The organism is Microbacterium sp. GW821-FHT01D02, from assembly GCF_059422585.1.
This window is the reverse complement of record NZ_JBWKXB010000003.1, coordinates 410971-430499: the sequence shown is the minus strand read 5'-3', so window position 1 is coordinate 430499 and position 19529 is coordinate 410971. Positions and strand designations below refer to the sequence as shown.

Genomic DNA, 19529 nt, shown 5'->3' with positions numbered 1-19529 from the left:
TTCTCCGCCTCACAGGACGGTGTTAAAGGTTGCTTGTGACGTCAGTCTATCGGAGCGCGGCGACTCCGGCGGATCAGCTCGCCTCCTGCAGCACGGGGTCGGTGACCTCGTCGATCTTGGAGGAGCGGATCGCATGCCCGGCGGTCGACAGGCAACGACCGGTCTTCAGGTCCCACTTCCAGTCGTGCATGCTGCACGTGAGGATGCCGTCCTCGTCGACCGTTCCCGTACGGGTGAGGTCGGCGCGGAGGTGCGGGCAGCGGCGCTGCACGACCCAGTCGCCGATCTCGGCGTCCTCGGTCTGGTCGGTCTGCTCCTGGTACCAGTTCTCGACGTATTCGATGCGGTCGACCGACAGGCACTTGAGGAACGTGGTGAGGAACTCGTTGAACTTGCCGCTGCGGCCCACCGAGAACTGCATCGACAGGAAGATCGAGTTCGACCAGTCGATCTCGTGGTCGACGATGTTCGTCGAGACGAGGTCGGCCGGGATCGTGTACCAGTACACGCACTCCTCGCCCGCGTACTCGCGGACCTTCGCGCGCGGGAAGTCCACGACCATGTCGAGGTCGCCGATGCGGAAGCGCACGCATCCGCCGACGCCGAGCCGGATCGTGCGGGACTTCTTCAGCAGCGGCTCCCACCAGGTCTTGATCGCCTCGAGCATCTCGGCGGGAGGGATGATCTCGGCGCGGGATGCCTCCTCATCGCGGATCTCCTGCTGACGGGACGCGCGCTGCTCCTCGAGGTACTCCCACTTCTCATCGAAGATGTGCGAGATCTCGGCCTCGGTGTAGAGGGTCTGCTCGCTCGTGACGACTCCCCCGTCGACCGTGACGACGGTGCCGGGGATGAAGAGCTGGCCGTCGTACTGCGGCGCGAGCTCCTTCATGTGCGCGAGGAACTGCTTCTGATCCGTGAAGATCGACTCGCCGTTCTTGCCGAGGCCGTTGAAGTCGAACAGGTCGTCGCGCAGGAACATGGGCGGGCCGGCCATCGGGAAGACGTGCGGGGCGTCGACCTTCTCGATGTAGTACATGGCGCGCTTGTTCTGGGCTTCGCGCTTGAGGCGGGCGAAGTTCTGCTTCGCATCCAGCGGCAGGTCGTAGACCATGGGCCACCAGATCGCGCCGGAGACCTGCGTGAAGTAGGCGTCGGGCTTGCCGAAGTCGAGCAGCTTCTCGAGGTCGAGCGGGTGCGAGTCGTTCTGGTTCAGCACCGATCCGGTGCCGTCGTCGACGCTCAGGGAGGAGTCGCCGATGGGCCCGTCGCTCGGAGCGCGCAGCGGCGTGATCATCATCTTGAGCTCGCCGCGCTGGATCACCTGGCCCGCGGGGGCGTACGTGATGTTGGTGTAGCCGAGCGCGCGGAGATCCTTCTCGAGGTCGTCGGTCGGGTACTCCGGCAGCAGCACCTCGATGTCCTTGCGGATGTACCGCTCGAGGAGCTTCGGGTCGAAGTGGTCACGGTGGCGGTGCGAGATCCACAGGAAGTCGGCGTCGCGCCCGAAGTGCTCCCAGTCGAGACCGCGGTTGTCGGGGAACGGGAACCAGGATCCGTAGAACGACGGCCCGAGGACCGGGTCGCAGATGATGTTCCCGCCCAACGTCTCGATGAACATCCCGGCGTGGCCGAGTCCCGTGATCCGCATTGCATTCCTCCCGAAAGTGAACCGTTCGATTGTACCGAGGGCTCCCTGTGCGCCCGGTCGACTCGGCCGTGAGTATTCCGGTCAGCGCTCGAACAGTCCTCGGATGTCGTCGGCGGAGAGCGACTGCGCGAACAGCGCCTCGTCGTCGAGGACCGCCGTGAACAGGCGCGCCTTGCGGCGCTGCAGGTCGAGCACCTTCTCCTCGATCGTGCCGGTGGCGATCATCCGGTAGACGAACACCTGGCTGTCCTGCCCGATGCGGTGCGTGCGGTCGACGGCTTGCGCCTCGGCGGCCGGGTTCCACCACGGGTCGAGCAGGAACACGTAGTCGGCCTCGGTCAGTGTGAGGCCGAAACCGCCGGCTTTCAGACTGATCAGGAAGACCGGCTGCTCCCCTGAGGTGAAGCCCTCGACGACCTTCTGGCGATGGCGGGTCGATCCGTCCAGGTGCGCATAGGGGATGCCGGCCGCCTCCAGACGCGCGGCCGCCATGTCGAGGAACGTCGTGAACTGGCTGAAGACGAGCGCCCGGTGCCCCTCGGCCTGCAGCTCGATCACGCGCTCGAGCAGAACATCGAGCTTGCGGGAGCCGATCTTGGCATCCTCGGGGTCGATGAGTCCCGGCGCCAGGCTGAGCATGCGCATCAGGGTGAGCGAACGGAACACGATGAAGCGGTTGCGGTCCAGGTCTTCCAGCAGCCCCAGCACCTTCTGGCGCTCGCGCTGGAGGACCGTCTCGTAGAGGGCGCGGTGCGAGGCGCTGAGCTCGACCTCGAGGATCTGCTCCTGCTTGGGCGGAAGCTCGGGGGCGACGAGCTCTTTGGTGCGGCGCAGGAGCAGCGGGCGGATCCGTCGGCGCAGTTGCTCGAGGCGACGCTGGCGATAGGCCCCGCCCTCCTCGTTCTCCGGCACCTTCCCCTGCTCGATCGGCTGGATGTACCGCTCGCGGAACTTGCGCGCCGAGGCGAAGAGACCGGGGGCCGTGAGCTTCAACAGGGCCCACAGCTCACTGAGGCTGTTCTCCATCGGCGTGCCGGTGACGGCGAAGGTGACGTCGGCGCGGAACGATGCGACCGCACGGTGCAGCTTCGTCTCCGGGTTCTTCACGAACTGCGCCTCGTCCAGGATGAGCCCCGCCCATTCGACTCCTGCGTACTCGGTCTCGTCGAGTCGGGCGACGGCATAGGTCGTGATGACGAGGTCGACGTCGAGGATGGCATCGGCCAGCCGCGGCCCCTGGGTGCTGGCCCTGAGCAGCGTGCGCATTGTCGAGGCGAAGCGCGCAGCTTCGTCCCGCCAGGTGGAGAGCACCGAGGTGGGCACCACGACGAGGAAGGGGCGCCGCTCCCCCGACTCACGGGCATGCACGATGAGGGCGAGCAGCTGCAGCGTCTTCCCCAGGCCCATGTCGTCGGCGAGGATGCCGCCGAGGCGATGGCCCCAGAGGAAGGCGAGCCAGTTCAGGCCCTCCCTCTGGTACGGACGGAGTTCGGCTGTGACGCCGCGGGGTACGGGCACCTCGGGGACCGACCCCGCGCGACGCAGGCCCTCTGCGGTCGCGCGCCAGGTCACCGCGGGAAGCGCTTCGTCGGCGAGATCCTCGAAGTCCTCCCACAGGTCGGTCTGGTGACGGCTGATCCGGGGGCCGGTCTCCCACTCGTCGAGCTCGCCCGACTCGTCGATCAGCTCCCGCAGACGATCGAGGGCGTGGTGGCTCAGGGAGAAGTAGCTGCCGTCGACGAGGAGGAGCTTCTTCTTCCCCTTGCTGAGCGCCGTGAACAGGGGCTCGAAGGGGATCGTGCGCCCATCGATCTTGACCAGCACCCCGAGGTCGAACCAGTCGGGGTCCGTGCTCTCGACCGTCGTCACGGTGATCTCCGGCTCGCCCGTCAGCTCGTGATAGCTCTTGCGACGGCCCGAGACGGAGACAGTGACACCCTCGGCTTCGAGCGCGGGCACCGTGCGGGTGACGAACTCGGCCGCGGCGACGTCATGGAACGATCCCGTCGGAGCGATCGTCTCTCCAAGATGCTCCGTCCAGACCGCCTGGAGCGCATCGCGGAGCTCATCTTCGGCGGCCATGTCGCGCACGGCGTCTCCGCCCGGCGGGAACGGGACCCGTCCGAACCCGCGGTAATCCCACTCGAACGTGTACTTGACCGTGTCGCCGCGCAGGAAGGACAGGTCGAGCACCGGTCGGGGTGCGGGCAGCTCCGGCAGCTCGACGCGACCGAGCGGACGCACCTCGATCCGACGGGCGAGCAGCGGATAGGCGTCGCGGAAGAACGCGGATTCGTCGCGCGCGGGCACCTCGAGCCCGGTCCTGGCGGCGAGCAGCGCGTGCACCGGTTCCGCCATCGGCGCCTCGGCGAGCGTCACGCGCAGCTTCGTGCCGTGTTGCGCGACCTCGTACAGCCCGCTGTGACCGATCGTCTGCACGTCGGCGGGGTCGGCGTCGCGGCCGTCGATCATGATGTCCGGGCGTACGACGAGCTCACCCCCGTCGTCACGCCCGACCGTCGCGCCGATCGAGGCGCGTTCGGCGAGCACGACGGTCGTGCTCTTCTGTGTGGCGATGAGCGGGATGTCGACGTCGGCCGCCGCGCGCAGATGGCCCCAGAGCAGCCCGGACTCGATCAGGTCGGCGACCAGCCAGTCGCCCGCCGTTCCGGAGAGCAGCGTGTCGCGCGCGATGCTGAGCAGATCGGCGAACCATCGGGAGCGGTCGCGTCCGTACTGCGTCGGCGATCGTCGCACCGCGTCCCAGGTCGCCGCTCCCTGCACCCAGGCGCCGGTCGCCGCGCTCTTCTCGAGCGGCCGGATGCCGAGCAGGATCTCGCCGGTGCGCTTCGCCACGTCGCGCGCGCTCGCAGTCCGCTGCGGGCGGGAGGCCCAGGGGTTCGCCCCACGCCCGTCGCGCACACGGAGCTCGACCCCCAGCGCGAGCGGCGTCGCCGCATCCTCACGCGGGGCTCCGAGGATGGAACGCCAGTCTGCGGACGACGAGCCCTCCGGGCGGGAGGCGTCGTTCGGGAGGGGCATGTCCCCATCCTCTCCGACACCGCCGACAGTGCCTCGTGTCGGACGGGTCAGGCGGCGCGGGCCACCCGGGCGAGGACGCCGTGCACGAACGCACCGGAGTCGTCGGTCGAGAACTCCTTCGCGAGCTCGACGGCCTCATCGATCGCGACGGCCGTCGGCACCTCGTCGTTGTGCAGGATCTCCCACACGGCGATGCGCAGCAGGGCGCGGTCGACGGCGGGCATCCGCTCCAGCTTCCAGTCCCTGCTGTGCGTGGTGATCTGCTCGTCGATCTCGTCGCGCGCATCGATGATGCCGTCGACGATCTCCCGCGCATAGAGCCAGGAGGCCTCGCGGGCGGGCTCGCTCGCCGCGCGCTTGGCCTCGGCGGCCAGGGTCACGGCGAGGTCGTCACCGCGCACATCGGCGGAGAACAGGATGTCGAGAGCGCGCTTGCGCGCCTTCGTCCGGGCGCTCACGCCTTACTTCTCGCGGCCGAGGTAGTCACCCGTGCGGGTGTCGACCTTGACCTTGGTGCCGGTCTCGAGGAACAGCGGCACCTGGATCTCGTAGCCGGTCTCGAGCGTGGCGGGCTTGGTGCCGGCCGACGAGCGGTCGCCCTGCAGGCCGGGCTCCGTGTAGGTGACCTCGAGGATCACGGACGCGGGGAGGTCGATGTACAGCGGGTTGCCGTTGTTCATCGCGATGGTCACCTGCTGGTTCTCGAGCAGGAAGTTCTTCGCGTCGCCCACCGTCGCGGCGCCGACCGTGATCTGATCGAAGTCGGTCTGGTCCATGAAGACGTAGCCGTCGCCATCGGTGTACAGGTACGTGTAGTCGCGGCGGTCGACGTTCTCGATCTCGATCTTCGCGCCCGCGTTGTACGTGCGGTCGACCGTCTTGCCGGAGACGACGTTCTTCAGCTTGGTGCGCACGAACGCGCCACCCTTGCCGGGCTTGACGTGCTGGAACTCGATGACGCTCCAGAGCTGCCCGTCGATGCTGAGGACGACGCCGTTCTTGATGTCTGCGGTAGATGCCATGCGCTGCGAGTTCCGTTCGTGAGTCTGCGGGGTCGGACGAGGCCGACAGTCGATTCTAAGGGATGAGTGCGGCGAGCTGTCGCACGGCGTCTGCGTAGCCCTGGACGCCGCGTCCGACCACGCGGACCGCGGCGACGTCATCGAGGTAGGAGTGGTGCCGGAACTCCTCGCGCGCGTACACGTCGGAGATGTGCACCTCGGCGAACGGCAGGGACACTCCGGTGAGCGCGTCGCGCAGCACGACGGAGGTGTGGGTGAGACCCCCGGGGTTGATGACGATGCCGACGCAGTCCTCGCGTGCGGCGTGGATCGCGTCGATCAGCACGCCTTCGTGATTGCTCTGCACGGCGGCCACCTCGAAGCCGACCTCGGCCGCGGCATCCGCGGTGAGCTGCTCCACGTCGGCGAGCGTGGCCGTTCCGTACAGCTCGGGCTCGCGCGTTCCCAGCAGGTTGAGGTTCGGTCCGTTCACGAGGAGGATGCGGCGGCTCACGCGCCGACCTCCTGGTAGGCCGCGAACAGCAGCGACTCGTCCGGAGCCTGCAGCACGGTGGGCTTCGCGATGTCGTCGAGCAGGATGAAGCGCAGCATCCCGCCGCGGCTCTTCTTGTCGCGCTGCATCGTCGCGAGCAGCTGCGGCCACGCGCCGGCCCGGTACGAGGTCGGAAGGCCCAGCGACTCGAGGATGGTGCGGTGACGCTCGGCGGCCGCGTCCGAGAGGCGTCCAGCCAGACGGGAGAGCTCCGCCGCGTACAGCATGCCCACCGAGATCGCCGCGCCGTGACGCCAGCGGTAGCGCTCGGCGTGCTCGATCGCGTGCCCGAGCGTGTGCCCGTAGTTGAGGATCTCGCGGAGCCCCGCCTCACGGAAGTCGTCCGAGACGACCTTCGCCTTCATGTCGATCGCGAGCTCGACGGTGCGACGGAACTCCTCGCTGGTCGGGTCGACCGCGCGGGTCGGGTCGGCCTCGATGATGTCGAGGATCTCCGGCGCCCAGATGAACCCGGCCTTCACGACCTCCGCGAATCCCGCAGTCGCCTCGTTCGGGCTGAGGCTCGCGAGCTCGTCGAGGTCGCCCACCACCGCGCTCGGCGCCCAGAACGCACCGACGAGGTTCTTGCCCTCCGCGGTGTTCACGCCGGTCTTGCCGCCGACGGCCGCATCGACGAGACCGAGGACGGTGGTCGGTACCTGGATCAGCTGGACGCCGCGCAGCCAGGTCGCGGCGACGAAGCCGGCGAGGTCGGTGACCGAGCCCCCGCCGTAGCCGATGACGGCATCGCTGCGCGTGAAGTCCGCCTGCCCCATGACCTGCCAGCAGAAGGCCGCGACCTCGATGCGCTTGCCCTGCTCCGCATCCGGGATCTCGGCGAGCAGCACCTCACGGGGGCCGTCGGCCGTGTCCGCGAGCAGTCTGTCGCGCAGCTCGGCGGCACGGGCCGCGAGTGTCGGCGGGTGCACGACGAGGATCTTGCGCACGCCCGGCGCGAGGGCCGCCGAGACCCGGTCGAGGATCCCCCGTCCGATCGTGATGTCGTAGGCGTCGTTCCCCGTGACGCTGATGGTCGTCGTGCTCATCGCTGCTCTCTCCTCCATGCCACGATCTCGTCCGCGATCTTCTGCATCGGACGACGTGAGGTGTCGAAGGTCGCCGATGACACCTCGGCGTACCACCCCCGACGCTCCTCGAAGATCCTCTTCCACCGCTCGAGCGGGTCCTCCCCCGCCAGCAGCGGGCGGTTGCTGCCGCGCAGCCGGTCGGCCACGGCCTCGGCGCTCACCGTCAGGAACACCACCGGGTGCTGCTGCAGCAGGTCGCGCGTCGCCGCCTCCGTCACCGCTCCTCCGCCCAGCGAGATCACTCCGCCCTCCGCCAACGCCTCGGCGACGGCGGCGCGCTCCAGGTCGCGGAAATGCGCCTCGCCGTGCTCGGCGAAGATGCCGGGGATCGGACCGTGCGTCGCGACGATGCGCTTGTCGGTGTCGATGAAGGCGACGCCGAGCCGGCGGGCCACGCGCCTGCCGACGCTGGTCTTGCCGGCGGCCATCGGGCCGACCAGCACCAGCGTCAGCGGATCAGCCTCGCTCGTCATGCGCGATGAGCGCCGCCTCGGACGCGGGTGCCGTGCGCAGCTCCGCGGGGATGCCGGCGAGGTACCCCTCGAGGTTGCGGCGCGTCTCTCGGATGCTGTCGCCGCCGAACTTCTCCAGCACGGCGTTCGCGAGCTCGACCGCGACCATGGCCTCGGCGACCACGCCCGCGGCGGGCACGGCGCACACGTCGGAACGCTGGTGGTGGGCGGTGGCGTCGTCGCCCGTGGCGATGTCGATCGTGCGCAGCGCGTGCGGGACCGTGGCGATCGGCTTCATGCCGGCGCGCACACGGAGCACGGTTCCCGTGGACATACCGCCCTCGGTGCCACCGGCGCGGTCGGATCCGCGCGTGATGCCGTCCGCCGTGGCGAACAGCTCGTCGTGTGCAGCGGAACCCCGGCGGCGCGTGGTCTCGAAGCCGTCGCCGACCTCGACGCCCTTGATCGCCTGGATGCTCATGAGCGCCTGCGCGAGGCGCGCGTCGAGACGCCGGTCCCACTGCACGTGCGAACCGAGTCCCGGCGGAAGACCGTAGGCGAGGACCTCGACGATGCCGCCCAGCGTGTCGCCGTCCTTCTTCGCGTCATCGACCTCGGCGACCATCGACGCGGAGGTCGCGGGGTCGAAGCAGCGCAGCGGATCGGCATCCAGGACGTCGACGTCGTCCGGCGTCGGGAGCGGGGATCCGGCGGGGACCTGCACCGGTCCGATCGACAGCGTGTGGCTGACGAGGCGGATGCCGAGCTCGCCCAGGAACGAGCGCGCGATCGCACCGAGGGCCACGCGTGCGGCGGTCTCGCGGGCGCTGGCGCGCTCGAGGATCGGACGGGCCTCGTCGAAGTCGTACTTCTGCATGCCGACGAGGTCGGCGTGTCCGGGGCGCGGGCGCGTCAGCGGAGCACTGCGTCCGCGGGATTTGTCGGTGAGTTCGACGGGCTCGGGGTTCATGACCTCGATCCACTTCGGCCACTCGGTGTTGCCGATGCGCAGGGCGATCGGGCTGCCGAGGCTCTTGCCATGACGGACGCCGCCGGAGAGCGTCAGCTCGTCCTGCTCGAACTTCATGCGCGAGCCGCGGCCGTAGCCCAGCTTGCGACGAGCGAGGTCGGCCTGGATGGCCTCGGACGACACCGGAACGCCGGAGGGCAGACCCTCCATGACGGCGATGAGTTCTGGGCCGTGCGATTCGCCGGCCGTGAGCACGCGGAGCATTGCTCCAGTCTCCCATGTGTTCGCACCCTCGCCGCGCCGCGTTTCGTCCGTGGGGCCGTTTCGCCGGAGCGACGCGGATCAGAGGGCGGCGCGCATGGCGGCGATGGCGTCGGCCTCGTCGGGCAGGGCGACGGACGGGTCGCCGTGGCGGAAGATCCGGATCTGGCGCACGGCCTGGTGCAGCAGCATCCCGAGCCCGGAGATCGCAGGAGCGTCCCCCCAGACGGACGCGAGGGACGAGGGCCACGGGGCGTACGCGGCGTCGAAGAGGGCTCCGCCGCTCGCGGCCAGCACCGCCGCGGTCTCCGTGGCGAGGACGGTTCCGCTGGGCAGGGTCGCGATCGTCAGGTCCACACCGAGGACCGGATCGTCGAGCGCGGAGACCTCGACGACGACGCCGACGCGCTCTCCGAGATCGATCAACGGCGCCGCGCGTTCCGGTCGTCGGGCACGCACATCCACTCGCGCCGCGCCGATCTCCGCGACGGCGACCAGCGCCGACGCCGCGGTCGCGCCCGCGCCGAGGATGCGCACCGTCTCCACGTCGCCGATGCCGGCCTCTGCCAGCGCGTCGACGATGCCTCCCACGTCGGTGTTGAAGCCGGCGGGGCGCGCACTGAGCAGCAGGGTGTTGACGGCTCCGGTGAGGTCCGCGTGCCGATCCCGCGTCGCTGCCGCGCGGAACGCCTCTTCCTTCAGCGGCATCGTGAGGGAGAGACCACGCCACGTGCCGTCGAGCTGAGCGAGCGCCGTCGCGAATCCTTCAGCGGGAACCTGACGCCGCCCGTACTCCCAGTCGAGACCGAGCACCCGGTACGCGGCCGCGTGCAGGGCGGGCGACTTGGAGTGCCCGATCGGGTCGCCCCAGACCGCCAGACGGGTCATTGCGATCCGGCCGCGCATCCGTTGTTGTCGGGATTGTCGCGGCACCAGGCGCGCCATTTCTCCACGCCGGCGAGGTGCTCGTCGTACGTCGTCGAGAACTGCGTCTCCCCCGTCGCGAGGTTGATCGTGACGAAGTACAGCCACGGACCGTCATCGGGGTGCATCGCCGCCTTGATGGCCGCATCGCTCGGGCTCGCGATCGGTGTCACCGGGAGCCCCGTGTGCACGTAGGTGTTCCAGGGGTTCGGATCGGCGAGAGCCTCGGCCGAGCTGGAGACGACGCCTTCGTGCAGGGTGCCGTAGCCGTACTGGGCCGTCGAATCCATCTGCAGCTTCATGTCGATGTCGAGACGGTTCTGGATGACGCGCGAGACCTTCGGGAAATCCGCGGTCAGACCCTCGCGCTGGATGATCGAGGCGATCGTCAGCACGCGCTCCGCGTCTGCGGCCGGCACACCGGTGGCATCGAGCGCTTCACGGGTGCGGTCGACCATCCGCTGGATCACCTGCGGAGCCGTCACCCCGGGATCGAACTCGTACACCGCGGGGAAGAGCCAGCCTTCGAGGCTCTGCGCGTCGACGCCGTAGGCGGAGGGATCCTTGACCGCGGCCTCGAAGTCGGCCAGCGGGATGCCGAGCGTCTCCGCCATGCTGGGCAGCGACGACACGACCGTCCCGCCTTCGGAGACCGACACCGCGTTCGCCATCTTGTTCTCGTCGTTCTGGAGCGCGGCCAGAGCGGCCTCGGCCGTCATCTTCTCCTGCAGGCGGTAGACGCCCGGGTAGAACGTGACGTCGATGTTCTCATCGACCAGATAGTCGTAGAACACGTCCTCCGTCTTCGTGACGCCCGCCTCGTAGAGGGCGGCGGACACCGGCGCTCCGGTGTCGCCCTGCTTGATCGTCACGAGGGCCTCACCGGTCGCGAGACCCGGCTCCCAGTCCTTCGGCTCGCCCCATCCCATGGCGTCGGCGATCTTGTCGCCGTAGGTGTTGGCCACCCAGACGCCGGCGGCCGCGATGCCGCCGAGGATCGCCAGGACGATGATCAGCGCGATCAGGCATCCCTTGCGTCGCTTCTTCTTCGGTCGCGCGTCGACGTGGTCGTCGTGCGGAGCGAACAGGTCGTCGAGACCGCCGCCGATGACGGGGTCCGGATCCGGCTGCGCGACGGGAGCGGCGAGGGCAGGGTCCACCTGCGGTACGGCGCGAGTCGGAGTGTCCGCCGCATCGGCCGATGCGCGGACGGGCGTCACCGACGGCGTCTCGGTCTCGGAAGCGACGGCGTCATCGGCGGACGCGCGGACCGGCACGGGCGACGGATCCGTCGGAGCGCCCGCAGGGGTCGGCGACGAGGGCGAACCGGCAGCCGCCTCCCGCGCGGCGCGACGCGAGCCGGGCGCAGGGGCGCTGTTGTCGACCGTCGGGATCTGACGGGTCGGCTCCGGCAGGTTCTCGAACAGGTCCCCCAAGCGGGAGTCGGCGTCGTGTCGGGGCGTAGCGCTGTCGCGTTCGGACATCGTCAGGCGTGCTCCTCGTCAGGCGAGATGGCGGCACCGGCCGGGTTTCCGGTGCTCTTCTCCATGTCGATCGCCTGCTGCAGAAGCACCACGGCGGCGACCTGATCCACAATGCTACGAGACTTCTTCTGAGATCTCCCGGAACTTCGCAGTGCCGCGTGTGCGGTCACGGTGCTGAGGCGCTCGTCCACGAGGCGGACGGGGACACCGCTGCGCTCCTGCAGAGCCGCGGCGAACTCCCGCGCATCCGTGGTCGACGCGGTGTCCGCACCCTGCAGGTTGACCGGCAGTCCGACGACGAACTCCAGCGGCTCGTACTCCCCCGCGATCTCGACGAGTCGGGCGATCGATGCGTCATCGCGGGGAACCGTCTCCACCGGTACGGCGAGCATCCCGTCCGGGTCGCAGCGCGCCACCCCGACCCTCGCCCGACCGACGTCGATGCCGAGCCGCACCCCGCGGCGGAATCCGCTCACGCGACGTGCAGCTCCTGTGCGATGGCCTCGAGCGCCGCCGGCAGAGCCGACGCGTCCGCGCCGCCGCCCTGTGCGACGTCGTCTCGACCGCCACCGCCACCGCCGAGGACTCCGGCGGCGCGCTTGGCCAGCGCGCCCGCCTTCGCACCGGCGGAGCGTGCGGCATCGTTGGTCGCCACGACCACGACGGGACGCCCGTTGACGACCGCGCCGAGTGCGACGATGGCCGCATCGGAACCGAGTCGATCGCGGACACCGTTCACGAGATCGCGCACGTCATCGGCCGAGGCCGCCTCGCCGAGGTTCTGCGCGGCCAGACGGAAGGCGCCGATGCGGGACGCGGCCTCGACGATCGCGGGGATCTGTCCGGCCCGCTCCTTCGCCTCGAACTGGGCGATGCGCTTCTCCGCGGCCTTGAGGCTCGCGGAGAGATCGGCGATGCGCTCGGGCAGCTGCTCCCGCGGCGTCTTGAGCGAGCTGGTGAGCTGCGACACGATCGCCCGCTCGGCGGCGAGCTCGCGGAAGGCGTCGGCGCCGACGAGCGCCTCGATGCGGCGGTTGGACGCGCCGACCGACGACTCTCCGACGAGGCTGACGAGCCCGATCTCGGCGCTCGTGCTGACGTGGGTGCCGGCGCAGAGCTCGCGCGACCAGGGGCCGCCGATGTCGACCATGCGCACCACGTCGCCGTACTTCTCGCCGAACAGTGCCATGGCGCCGGCGTCCTTCGCCTCGTCGAGCGAGACGATGCGGGTGGTCACCTCGAGGGCGTCCTGCACCGCGCGGTTCGTGATCTCCTCGATCTCGCTGCGGGTGTCGGCGGAGAGCGCCTGCGACCACGAGAAGTCGAACCGCATGTAGCCGGCACGGTTCAGCGAACCCGCCTGCGTCGCGGTCGGTCCGAGCGTGTCGCGGAGGGCGGCGTGCACGAGGTGCGTGGCGGAGTGCGCCTGGCGAGCGGCACGACGGTTCGCGGCATCCACCACGGTCGTCGCGATATCGTCGACGGCCACGCTGCCCCGCGTCACCTCGACGGTGTGGCTGATCAGACCCGGCACGGGCTTCTGCACGTCGAGCACCTCGAGCACATAGCCCGGCCCGACGATGGTGCCCTTGTCGGCGACCTGTCCACCGGACTCCGCGTACAGCGTGGTCTCGGCGAGCACGACCTCGGCGATCTGTCCCTCGGACGCGCTGCGCACGGGGGCGCCGTCCACGAGCAGCCCGAGCACGCGCGACTCGACCTCGAGGGCCGTGTAGCCGTCGAAGCCGGTCTCGCCCAGGGCGCGCAGGTCGCGGTACACCGACACGTCCGCGAGCTGACGCTTGCGGTTGCGGGCGTCGTCCTTGGCGCGCTGACGCTGCTCCTGCATGAGCGTGTCGAAAGCGACGCGGTCGACGTCGAGGCCCGCCTCCTCGGCGACCTCGAGCGTGAGGTCGATCGGGAAGCCGTAGGTGTCGTGCAGCAGGAAGGCCTCGGGTCCGCTCAGGGTCTTCCCGCCGCCCTTCTTCGTCTCGTCCAGAGCGAGGTCGAGGATCGTGGAGCCGGCGACGAGGGTGCGACGGAACGTCTCCTCCTCGGCGAAGGCGGACGCGGAGAGCACCGACCAGTCCTTCTCGAGAACCGGGTAGACCTCTTTCATCGCGTCGCGCGACGCGGCGAACAGCTCGGGGAAGGTCGGGGCGTCGACGCCCAGGAGGCGCATGGCGCGCACCGTGCGGCGCATGAGACGACGCAGGATGTATCCGCGTCCCTCGTTGGACGGGCGGACCCCGTCGGAGAGCAGCATGAGCGAGGAGCGCACGTGGTCCGCGATCACGCGGAACCGGACGTCGTCCTCGTGCGACGCGCCGTAGCGACGGCCCGAGAGCTCCACCGCGCGGTCGAGGACCGGGCGCACCTGGTCGGTCTCGTACATGTTCTCGACGCCCTGCTTGAGGAACGCGACGCGCTCGAGGCCCATGCCGGTGTCGATGTTCTTCATCGGCAGCTCGCCGACGATGTCGAACTCCGTCTTCCCGCGGATGTTCTCGATGAAGTCCTGCATGAACACGAGGTTCCAGATCTCCAGGAAGCGCGTGTCATCCGCCGCCGGGCCGCCGTCCTTGCCGTAGGAGGGCCCGCGGTCGAAGAAGATCTCGGAGTCGGGGCCGCCGGGGCCGGGCTGGCCCGTGTTCCAGTAGTTGTCGGCGCGGCCGAGGCGCTGGATGCGCTCCGGCTTCAGACCGATGATGTCCCGCCAGATCGACTCGGCCTCGTCGTCTGTCTCGTAGACGGTGACCCAGAGGTCCTTCTCGTCGAAGCCCATCCCGCCGTCCGCCTCGGAGCTCGTGAGCAGCTCCCAGGCGTAGCGGATCGCGCCCTCCTTGAAGTAGTCGCCGAACGACCAGTTGCCGAGCATCTGGAAGAACGTGCCGTGACGGGCGGTGCGACCGACCTCTTCGATGTCGTTGGTGCGGATGCACTTCTGCAGGTCGGCGATGCGCGGATGCGGCGCGGGGACGACGCCCGTGAGATACGGGATCATCGGCACCATTCCGGCGACGGTGAACAGCAGGGACGGGTCGTCGCTGACCAGCGAGGCGGAGGGGACGATGAGGTGGTCGTTCTTCTCGAAGAAGTCGAGGTAACGCTGCGCGATATCCGCAGTTTTCATAGAGTGCCGGGTGTCCTTGCGTGAAGATGCCGCGCCGGAGCGCTGCTGCGGTGGTTCAGTTCTTGCCCGGCTCCGTGAGCCGTGCCTCCTGCTCGCGGTAGGCGTCGCCGATGATCGCGGTGAACCCGTTGATCCGGGCGTCGACCTCGGCGAGGATGTCATGACCGCGCGGGTCCTTGTTCATGAAGTGAGCCGCGACGAAGCCGCCGATCACACCGATCAGGAACCACTGCAAGCTCTTCATGTCGTCATCCTTGCCCTTGACCCGCGAAGGCGCGGTGTCACCATCGTATGCGGAAACGACAGGAGGCGTCGGGAATCCCGACGCCTCCTGCCTGATTGCTCTTTCGCTGGATCAGCGAGCCGCGTAGTACTCGACGACGAGCTGCACTTCACAGGTCACGGGGACCTCGGCGCGCTTCGGACGACGGATCAGACGCGACTGGAGCTTGTCGAGCTCGACCTCGAGGTAGCCCGGAACGGGGGGCAGGACCTCGGCGTGACCGCCGGCTGCTGCCACCTGGAAGGGCTCGGTGCCCTCGCTCTTGGCCTTGACGTGGATGAGCTGGCCCGGCTTCACGCGGAACGACGGGCGGTCGACGAGCTGGCCGTCGACGAGGATGTGACGGTGCACGACGAGCTGGCGAGCCTGAGCCGTGGTGCGGGCGAAGCCCGAGCGCACGACGAGAGCGTCGAGACGCATCTCGAGGAGCTCGACCAGGTTCTCACCGGTCAGGCCGTCCTGACGACGGGCCTCGTTGAACGTGTTGCGCATCTGCTTCTCGCGGATGCCGTACTGCTCGCGCAGACGCTGCTTCTCACGCAGACGGACGGCGTAGTCGCTGTCGGCCTTGCGCTTGGTGCGGCCGTGCTCACCCGGAGCGTAGGGACGCTTCTCGAGGTAGCGGGCTGCCTTCGGGGTGAGCGGGATGCCGAGGGCACGGCTCAGACGCACCTTGCGGCGGTCCTGGGACTTCGTGGTCACGAAGTTGTCCTTCCGATGACGTGGTCGCGTCTTTCACGACTCACGGACGTATCACCCGCGTTCTGCCTTGGAGCGCACGCCGGGGCGCCAGCAAGGTGTGGTGTGAACGAGGAGATGCCCGAAAACTCGGTTTCGAGCCGCTCAAGTCTAACAGATCGTCGCTCGCGGCCCGATCGGAAGGGTCAGCGGTCACCGAGGATGCGACGGATGCGCTCGAGACGCGCCCCGATGTCGCGCTCCGCGCCCAGATTCTTCGGCTCGTAGTAGCGCCGCCCGTCGAGCTCGTCCGGCAGATACTGCTGGGGCACGATGCCGTACTCGCTGTCGTGCGAGTACACGTAGCCGCGCCCATGTCCGAGGCGCTTCGCCCCCGGGTAGTGGGCGTCGCGCAGGTGCAGCGGCACACGGCCGAAGCCGCCGGAGCGGATGTCGGCGATCGCGGCGTCGATCCCGACGTACGCGGCGTTCGACTTCGCCGTGGTGGCGAGGTACACGGTCGCCTCGGCGAGGGGGATGCGCCCCTCCGGCATCCCGATGAAGGCGACCGCGTCGGCGGCGGCGACCGCGATGCCGAGCGCGTGGGGGTCGGCGAGGCCGACGTCCTCGGAGGCGGAGATCACCAGACGCCTGGCGATGAAGCGCGGGTCCTCCCCCGCCTCGATCATGCGCGCGAGGTAGTGCAGCGCCGCGTCCGGATCGGACCCCCGGATCGACTTGATGAACGCGCTGATGACGTCGTAGTGCTCGTCGCCCTGCCGGTCGTAGCGCAGCAGCGCCTTGTCGACGGCCTGCGCGACGTCGTCGGCCGACACCTCGGGCACCGCGTCGGGATCGGCCGCGTCGGGATCGGCCTCGTCGTCGGAGGGCTGCTCGGAGTCACCGGTCGACGCGTGGGAGAGCGCGACCGCCGCGCCCGCCTCCAGTCCGGTGAGGGCGCGCCGCGCATCGCCCGAGGCCAGTCGCACCAGGGAGGAGCGCGCCTCGTCGCTGAGCGTGACCGCGCCGTTGAGCCCTCGGGCATCGGCGACCGCCCGGTCGACGAGGAGCCCGATGTCGTCGTCGGTGAGCGGCTGCAGGGTCAGGAGCAGGGAACGCGACAGCAGCGGCGAGATGACAGAGAACGACGGGTTCTCGGTCGTCGCGGCGATCAGGATGACCCAGCCGTTCTCGACACCGGGAAGGAGCGCGTCCTGCTGCGCCTTCGTGAACCGGTGGATCTCGTCGAGGAAGAGGATCGTGGTCTGGCCGTACAGGTCGCGCTGTGTGATCGCCTCCTGCATCACCTCCCGTACGTCCTTCACCCCGGCCGTGATCGCGGAGAGCTCGACGAAACGACGCCCCGAAGAGCGGGCGATCGCCTGCGCGAGCGTGGTCTTCCCCGTGCCGGGAGGACCCCACAGGATGATGGACACCGCACCGGGCGAGGTCGCCTCCGGATCCGCGAGAGCCACGATGGGCGATCCGGCCCGCAGCAGGTGCCGCTGCCCCGCGACCTCGGCGAGGGAGACCGGACGCATGCGCACGGCGAGGGGCGTCTGCCCGGAGAGCAGTGCGGCAGGGGACGTCATCCCTCCAGGCTACCTGCGGGCCCCGACACTTCGGCCTGCGGGCCCCGGCACTTCGGCCGATCCCGCGCCTCCCGGTAGGCTCTCAGGCGACGTCGTGGAGCGGCGTCCGGACGGGAGATTCACGGGCATGGCCGCACGCGGTTCCAAGAACGCACAGGCACGCACCTCGGCGGAGCGCGCGCGACTGCACACCGCGCGCAACCTCTGGCACGAGGGACAGGTCCGGCGTCGCGTGCGCGACAACACCATCGCCACAGTCGTCGGCGCACTCATCGTCGTCGCCGCGATCGTCAGCCAGGTCATGCATGCGCAGGTGACCGCACCGGAACCCGCTCCCTCGCCGTCGCCGTCCGTCCAGCGGACGACGGCTCCGACCGAGTCGCCGACCCCCGTCCCCACCGAGACGCCCGCGGAGTGAGCCCGACTCCACCGGCGTTCCCCGATCAGGGTTCGGCGCCGACGAGTCGATAGCCCCAGCCGTTCGCGACGGATACCGCTCCTCGCGACGCCACGGGAGCCGACGCACGCCTCCCCTGCGCGGAATCGGATCGGCCCGGAGCTTCCGGACTACTGTCCGGTCGAAGCTCCGTCGCCGGCCGCGTCTCGCCTGCTGCCCTCTCCCCGTCGCCGGGCGCCAGCCCCGCGGCCGCGAGCCGTTCGATCAGCGGCGCGAGCTGCGCCGGCCGCGCCCCGTGCAGCTCGATCCCGGCCTCGACGATCCGTGGCTGCAGGCGGAACTCCTCGGCGATCCGGCCCAGCGCGACGAGATCTGCCGGGGAGAGCATCATCTCTCGGGTCCACGGCCGCACCGTCCAGGTCCCGTCCGTCCGGAGAGGTGCCGTGGGACGCACGGCAGCGAGAGGTTCGGCCACCCCGCTCCAGCCCGCGCGCGAGCGGGCGAGGTCGAGGAGTGCGCGCGCGATCGCGAGCGTGCAGTCGTCGCAGCCGTCGCGTCCGACAAGCGGACGTGCGGTGCTGAACCGGGAGACGTCGGCGGAGTGCAGGTCCGCGACAAGGCGTGCGTGCGATGCGCCGATATGGTCGCAGATCCCGAGGTCGTCGGTCGCCCCATCCTCGGCGGGCAGCAGCTGAGCCGCCACGTCCGCGCTCACCGGCGACCCGACCGCCGCGCGGAGGGCCTCGTGATCGCCGGTATCGCCGACGAGGATCCCGCCCAGCAGCGTCCGAGCGTCGTCGCTGAACACGAGCTTCCGGTACACGCCCGCCGCAGTGTCCCGGTGCGTCACGACCTCGACGGCGCCGACGCGGAGCAGCGGGTCGCCGAAGCTCGCGAACGCGACCCCGCCGAGCGTCGCGTGCACCGATTCGGCGACCCGGAGGAGACGCTCGTCGCCACCGAGCACGCGTGCGGCCGCCACCTCGCCCATCACCTGGGCCGCACCGGCGAAGGACACCTCGCGCTCGTCGAGCCTGGCCACCTCCCCGATCGCGAGGATGTGCGGGTCGGACGTCCCGCAGCCGTCGTCGATGACCACGCCCCCGCGAGGATCCACGGCGAGGCCGGCGTTGCGGGCCAGCTCGTCGCGCGGACGCACACCGACGGTGAAGACCACGACGTCCGCGCGTTCGAAAGTGCCGTCCTGGAACTCGAGGGCGGTGACGGCACCCGACTCATCGGGGTCCAGGCGCGTCGTGCGGGTGCGCGTGCGCACGGTCACGCCCTGCGCTTCCACGGCCGCGCGCACGGTGCTCGCGGCGACCGGATCGAGGTGCGCGGACAGGAGGCGATCCGGATACTGCACGACCGTCGTGGAGACGCCCATCCCGCTCAGCGCGAGCGCCGCCCGCAGGCCGTGCAGCCCACCGCCGATCACGGCGCCACGGAGCGGACGGCCGCGCTCACGGCTGCGGGACGCCACGAAGTCCCGCACCGCCTCCGCGTCCTCGATCGAGCGGAACACGAAGCATCCCGGGAGTTCCGAGCCCTCGACGGCGACCCGCGCTGCGTACGACCCCGTGGCCAGGACGAGGGCGTCGTACGCATAGGTGCGTCGGGAACGCGTCCGCACCGTGCGGCGGGCGCGGTCGATGTGCAGCACCCGCTCGTCGCGGATCAGACGCACGCGATCGTCGCGGAGCACCGCCCGGTCGAGCTCGAGCTCCGCGGGATCGGCACCGGAGAGGAGGCTCGTGAGCGCGGACCGGTCGTACGGCCCACGGCCCTCCTCGCCGATCATCGTCACGCGCACCGGGGCGCCGGGGTCGCGGAGCAGACACGCGACGAACCGGTGCGCCGCGACCCCCGCTCCCACGACCAGGATGCGGCGCGCCGAGGATGCGGTCTCTGTCATCGTGCTCCTGTCGACCGGAAGGCTGTCGTCCTCGCGACGATAGGAGCCTCATGTTTCCCGCATGTGACGGCGGGTGTGTCCTCCGGCGAACGTTCTCCTCACAGA

General features: G+C 69.9%; 17 protein-coding genes. 1 reads left to right on the top strand and 16 read right to left on the bottom strand.

The features are described 5' to 3' along the window. Positions 1-73: 73 nt before the first annotated feature. From AC07VM_RS15600 to AC07VM_RS15530, 15 genes are all read right to left on the bottom strand, one after another. Positions 74-1651, bottom strand: a complete 1578-nt coding sequence (locus AC07VM_RS15600) for a Rieske 2Fe-2S domain-containing protein (protein ID WP_494912117.1) — start codon at positions 1649-1651, stop codon at positions 74-76. Positions 1652-1732: 81 nt separating this feature from the next. Continuing rightward, positions 1733-4693 (bottom strand): DEAD/DEAH box helicase, encoded by a 2961-nt coding sequence (locus AC07VM_RS15595; protein WP_494912115.1) that lies wholly within the window; start codon positions 4691-4693, stop codon positions 1733-1735. A 47-nt stretch (positions 4694-4740) separates the two neighbouring features. After that, positions 4741-5151 (bottom strand): transcription antitermination factor NusB, encoded by a 411-nt coding sequence (gene nusB / locus AC07VM_RS15590; protein WP_267414557.1) that lies wholly within the window; start codon positions 5149-5151, stop codon positions 4741-4743. Between the two features lie 3 nt (positions 5152-5154). After that, entirely contained in the window at positions 5155-5715 is a 561-nt protein-coding gene (gene efp / locus AC07VM_RS15585) for an elongation factor P (RefSeq protein WP_267414559.1), read from the bottom strand. 55 nt (positions 5716-5770) lie between these two features. Continuing rightward, entirely contained in the window at positions 5771-6208 is a 438-nt protein-coding gene (gene aroQ, locus AC07VM_RS15580) for a type II 3-dehydroquinate dehydratase (protein WP_267414560.1), read from the bottom strand. Then, positions 6205-7293 carry a 3-dehydroquinate synthase gene (gene aroB / locus AC07VM_RS15575; RefSeq protein WP_494912114.1) on the bottom strand — a complete coding sequence of 363 codons (1089 nt, stop codon included), beginning with the start codon at positions 7291-7293 and terminating at the stop codon, positions 6205-6207. The genes aroQ and aroB overlap by 4 nt, the downstream gene beginning before the upstream one ends. Beyond that, positions 7290-7808: a shikimate kinase gene (locus tag AC07VM_RS15570; protein ID WP_267414563.1), complete on the bottom strand. Its 519-nt coding sequence runs from the start codon at positions 7806-7808 to the stop codon at positions 7290-7292. Before AC07VM_RS15570 ends, aroB begins: the two co-directional genes overlap by 4 nt. Continuing rightward, complete coding sequence (gene aroC / locus AC07VM_RS15565) at positions 7792-9021, bottom strand: chorismate synthase (protein ID WP_494912112.1); 1230 nt, start codon at positions 9019-9021, stop codon at positions 7792-7794. Before aroC ends, AC07VM_RS15570 begins: the two co-directional genes overlap by 17 nt. Before the next feature lie 78 nt (positions 9022-9099). Then, the gene (locus tag AC07VM_RS15560) at positions 9100-9906 is read right to left on the bottom strand and encodes a shikimate dehydrogenase (protein ID WP_494912110.1); all 807 of its coding nucleotides are present in this window, start codon (positions 9904-9906) and stop codon (positions 9100-9102) included. After that, positions 9903-11426: an endolytic transglycosylase MltG gene (gene mltG, locus AC07VM_RS15555; protein ID WP_267414568.1), complete on the bottom strand. Its 1524-nt coding sequence runs from the start codon at positions 11424-11426 to the stop codon at positions 9903-9905. The genes AC07VM_RS15560 and mltG overlap by 4 nt, the downstream gene beginning before the upstream one ends. A 2-nt stretch (positions 11427-11428) precedes the next feature. Next, positions 11429-11902 carry a Holliday junction resolvase RuvX gene (ruvX, locus tag AC07VM_RS15550; protein ID WP_267414570.1) on the bottom strand — a complete coding sequence of 158 codons (474 nt, stop codon included), beginning with the start codon at positions 11900-11902 and terminating at the stop codon, positions 11429-11431. After that, complete coding sequence (alaS, locus tag AC07VM_RS15545) at positions 11899-14559, bottom strand: alanine--tRNA ligase (RefSeq protein ID WP_494912109.1); 2661 nt, start codon at positions 14557-14559, stop codon at positions 11899-11901. Before alaS ends, ruvX begins: the two co-directional genes overlap by 4 nt. A gap of 55 nt (positions 14560-14614) precedes the next feature. After that, positions 14615-14803 carry a hypothetical protein gene (locus AC07VM_RS15540; RefSeq protein ID WP_105721276.1) on the bottom strand — a complete coding sequence of 63 codons (189 nt, stop codon included), beginning with the start codon at positions 14801-14803 and terminating at the stop codon, positions 14615-14617. Between the two features lie 111 nt (positions 14804-14914). Beyond that, the gene (gene rpsD / locus AC07VM_RS15535; protein ID WP_105670943.1) at positions 14915-15544 is read right to left on the bottom strand and encodes a 30S ribosomal protein S4; all 630 of its coding nucleotides are present in this window, start codon (positions 15542-15544) and stop codon (positions 14915-14917) included. A gap of 182 nt (positions 15545-15726) precedes the next feature. Beyond that, a complete protein-coding gene (locus AC07VM_RS15530; RefSeq protein WP_494912108.1) occupies positions 15727-17112 on the bottom strand; it encodes a replication-associated recombination protein A in 1386 nt (461 codons plus the stop codon). A 127-nt stretch (positions 17113-17239) separates the two neighbouring features. On the opposite strand from AC07VM_RS15530, the gene AC07VM_RS15525 reads away from it, so the two are divergent. Continuing rightward, positions 17240-17530 carry a hypothetical protein gene (locus tag AC07VM_RS15525; protein WP_494912107.1) on the top strand — a complete coding sequence of 97 codons (291 nt, stop codon included), beginning with the start codon at positions 17240-17242 and terminating at the stop codon, positions 17528-17530. A gap of 25 nt (positions 17531-17555) precedes the next feature. Here the strand turns inward: AC07VM_RS15525 and AC07VM_RS15520 are convergent, their stop codons facing one another. Continuing rightward, a complete protein-coding gene (locus AC07VM_RS15520) occupies positions 17556-19424 on the bottom strand; it encodes an NAD(P)/FAD-dependent oxidoreductase (RefSeq protein WP_494912106.1) in 1869 nt (622 codons plus the stop codon). Positions 19425-19529 lie beyond the last annotated feature (105 nt).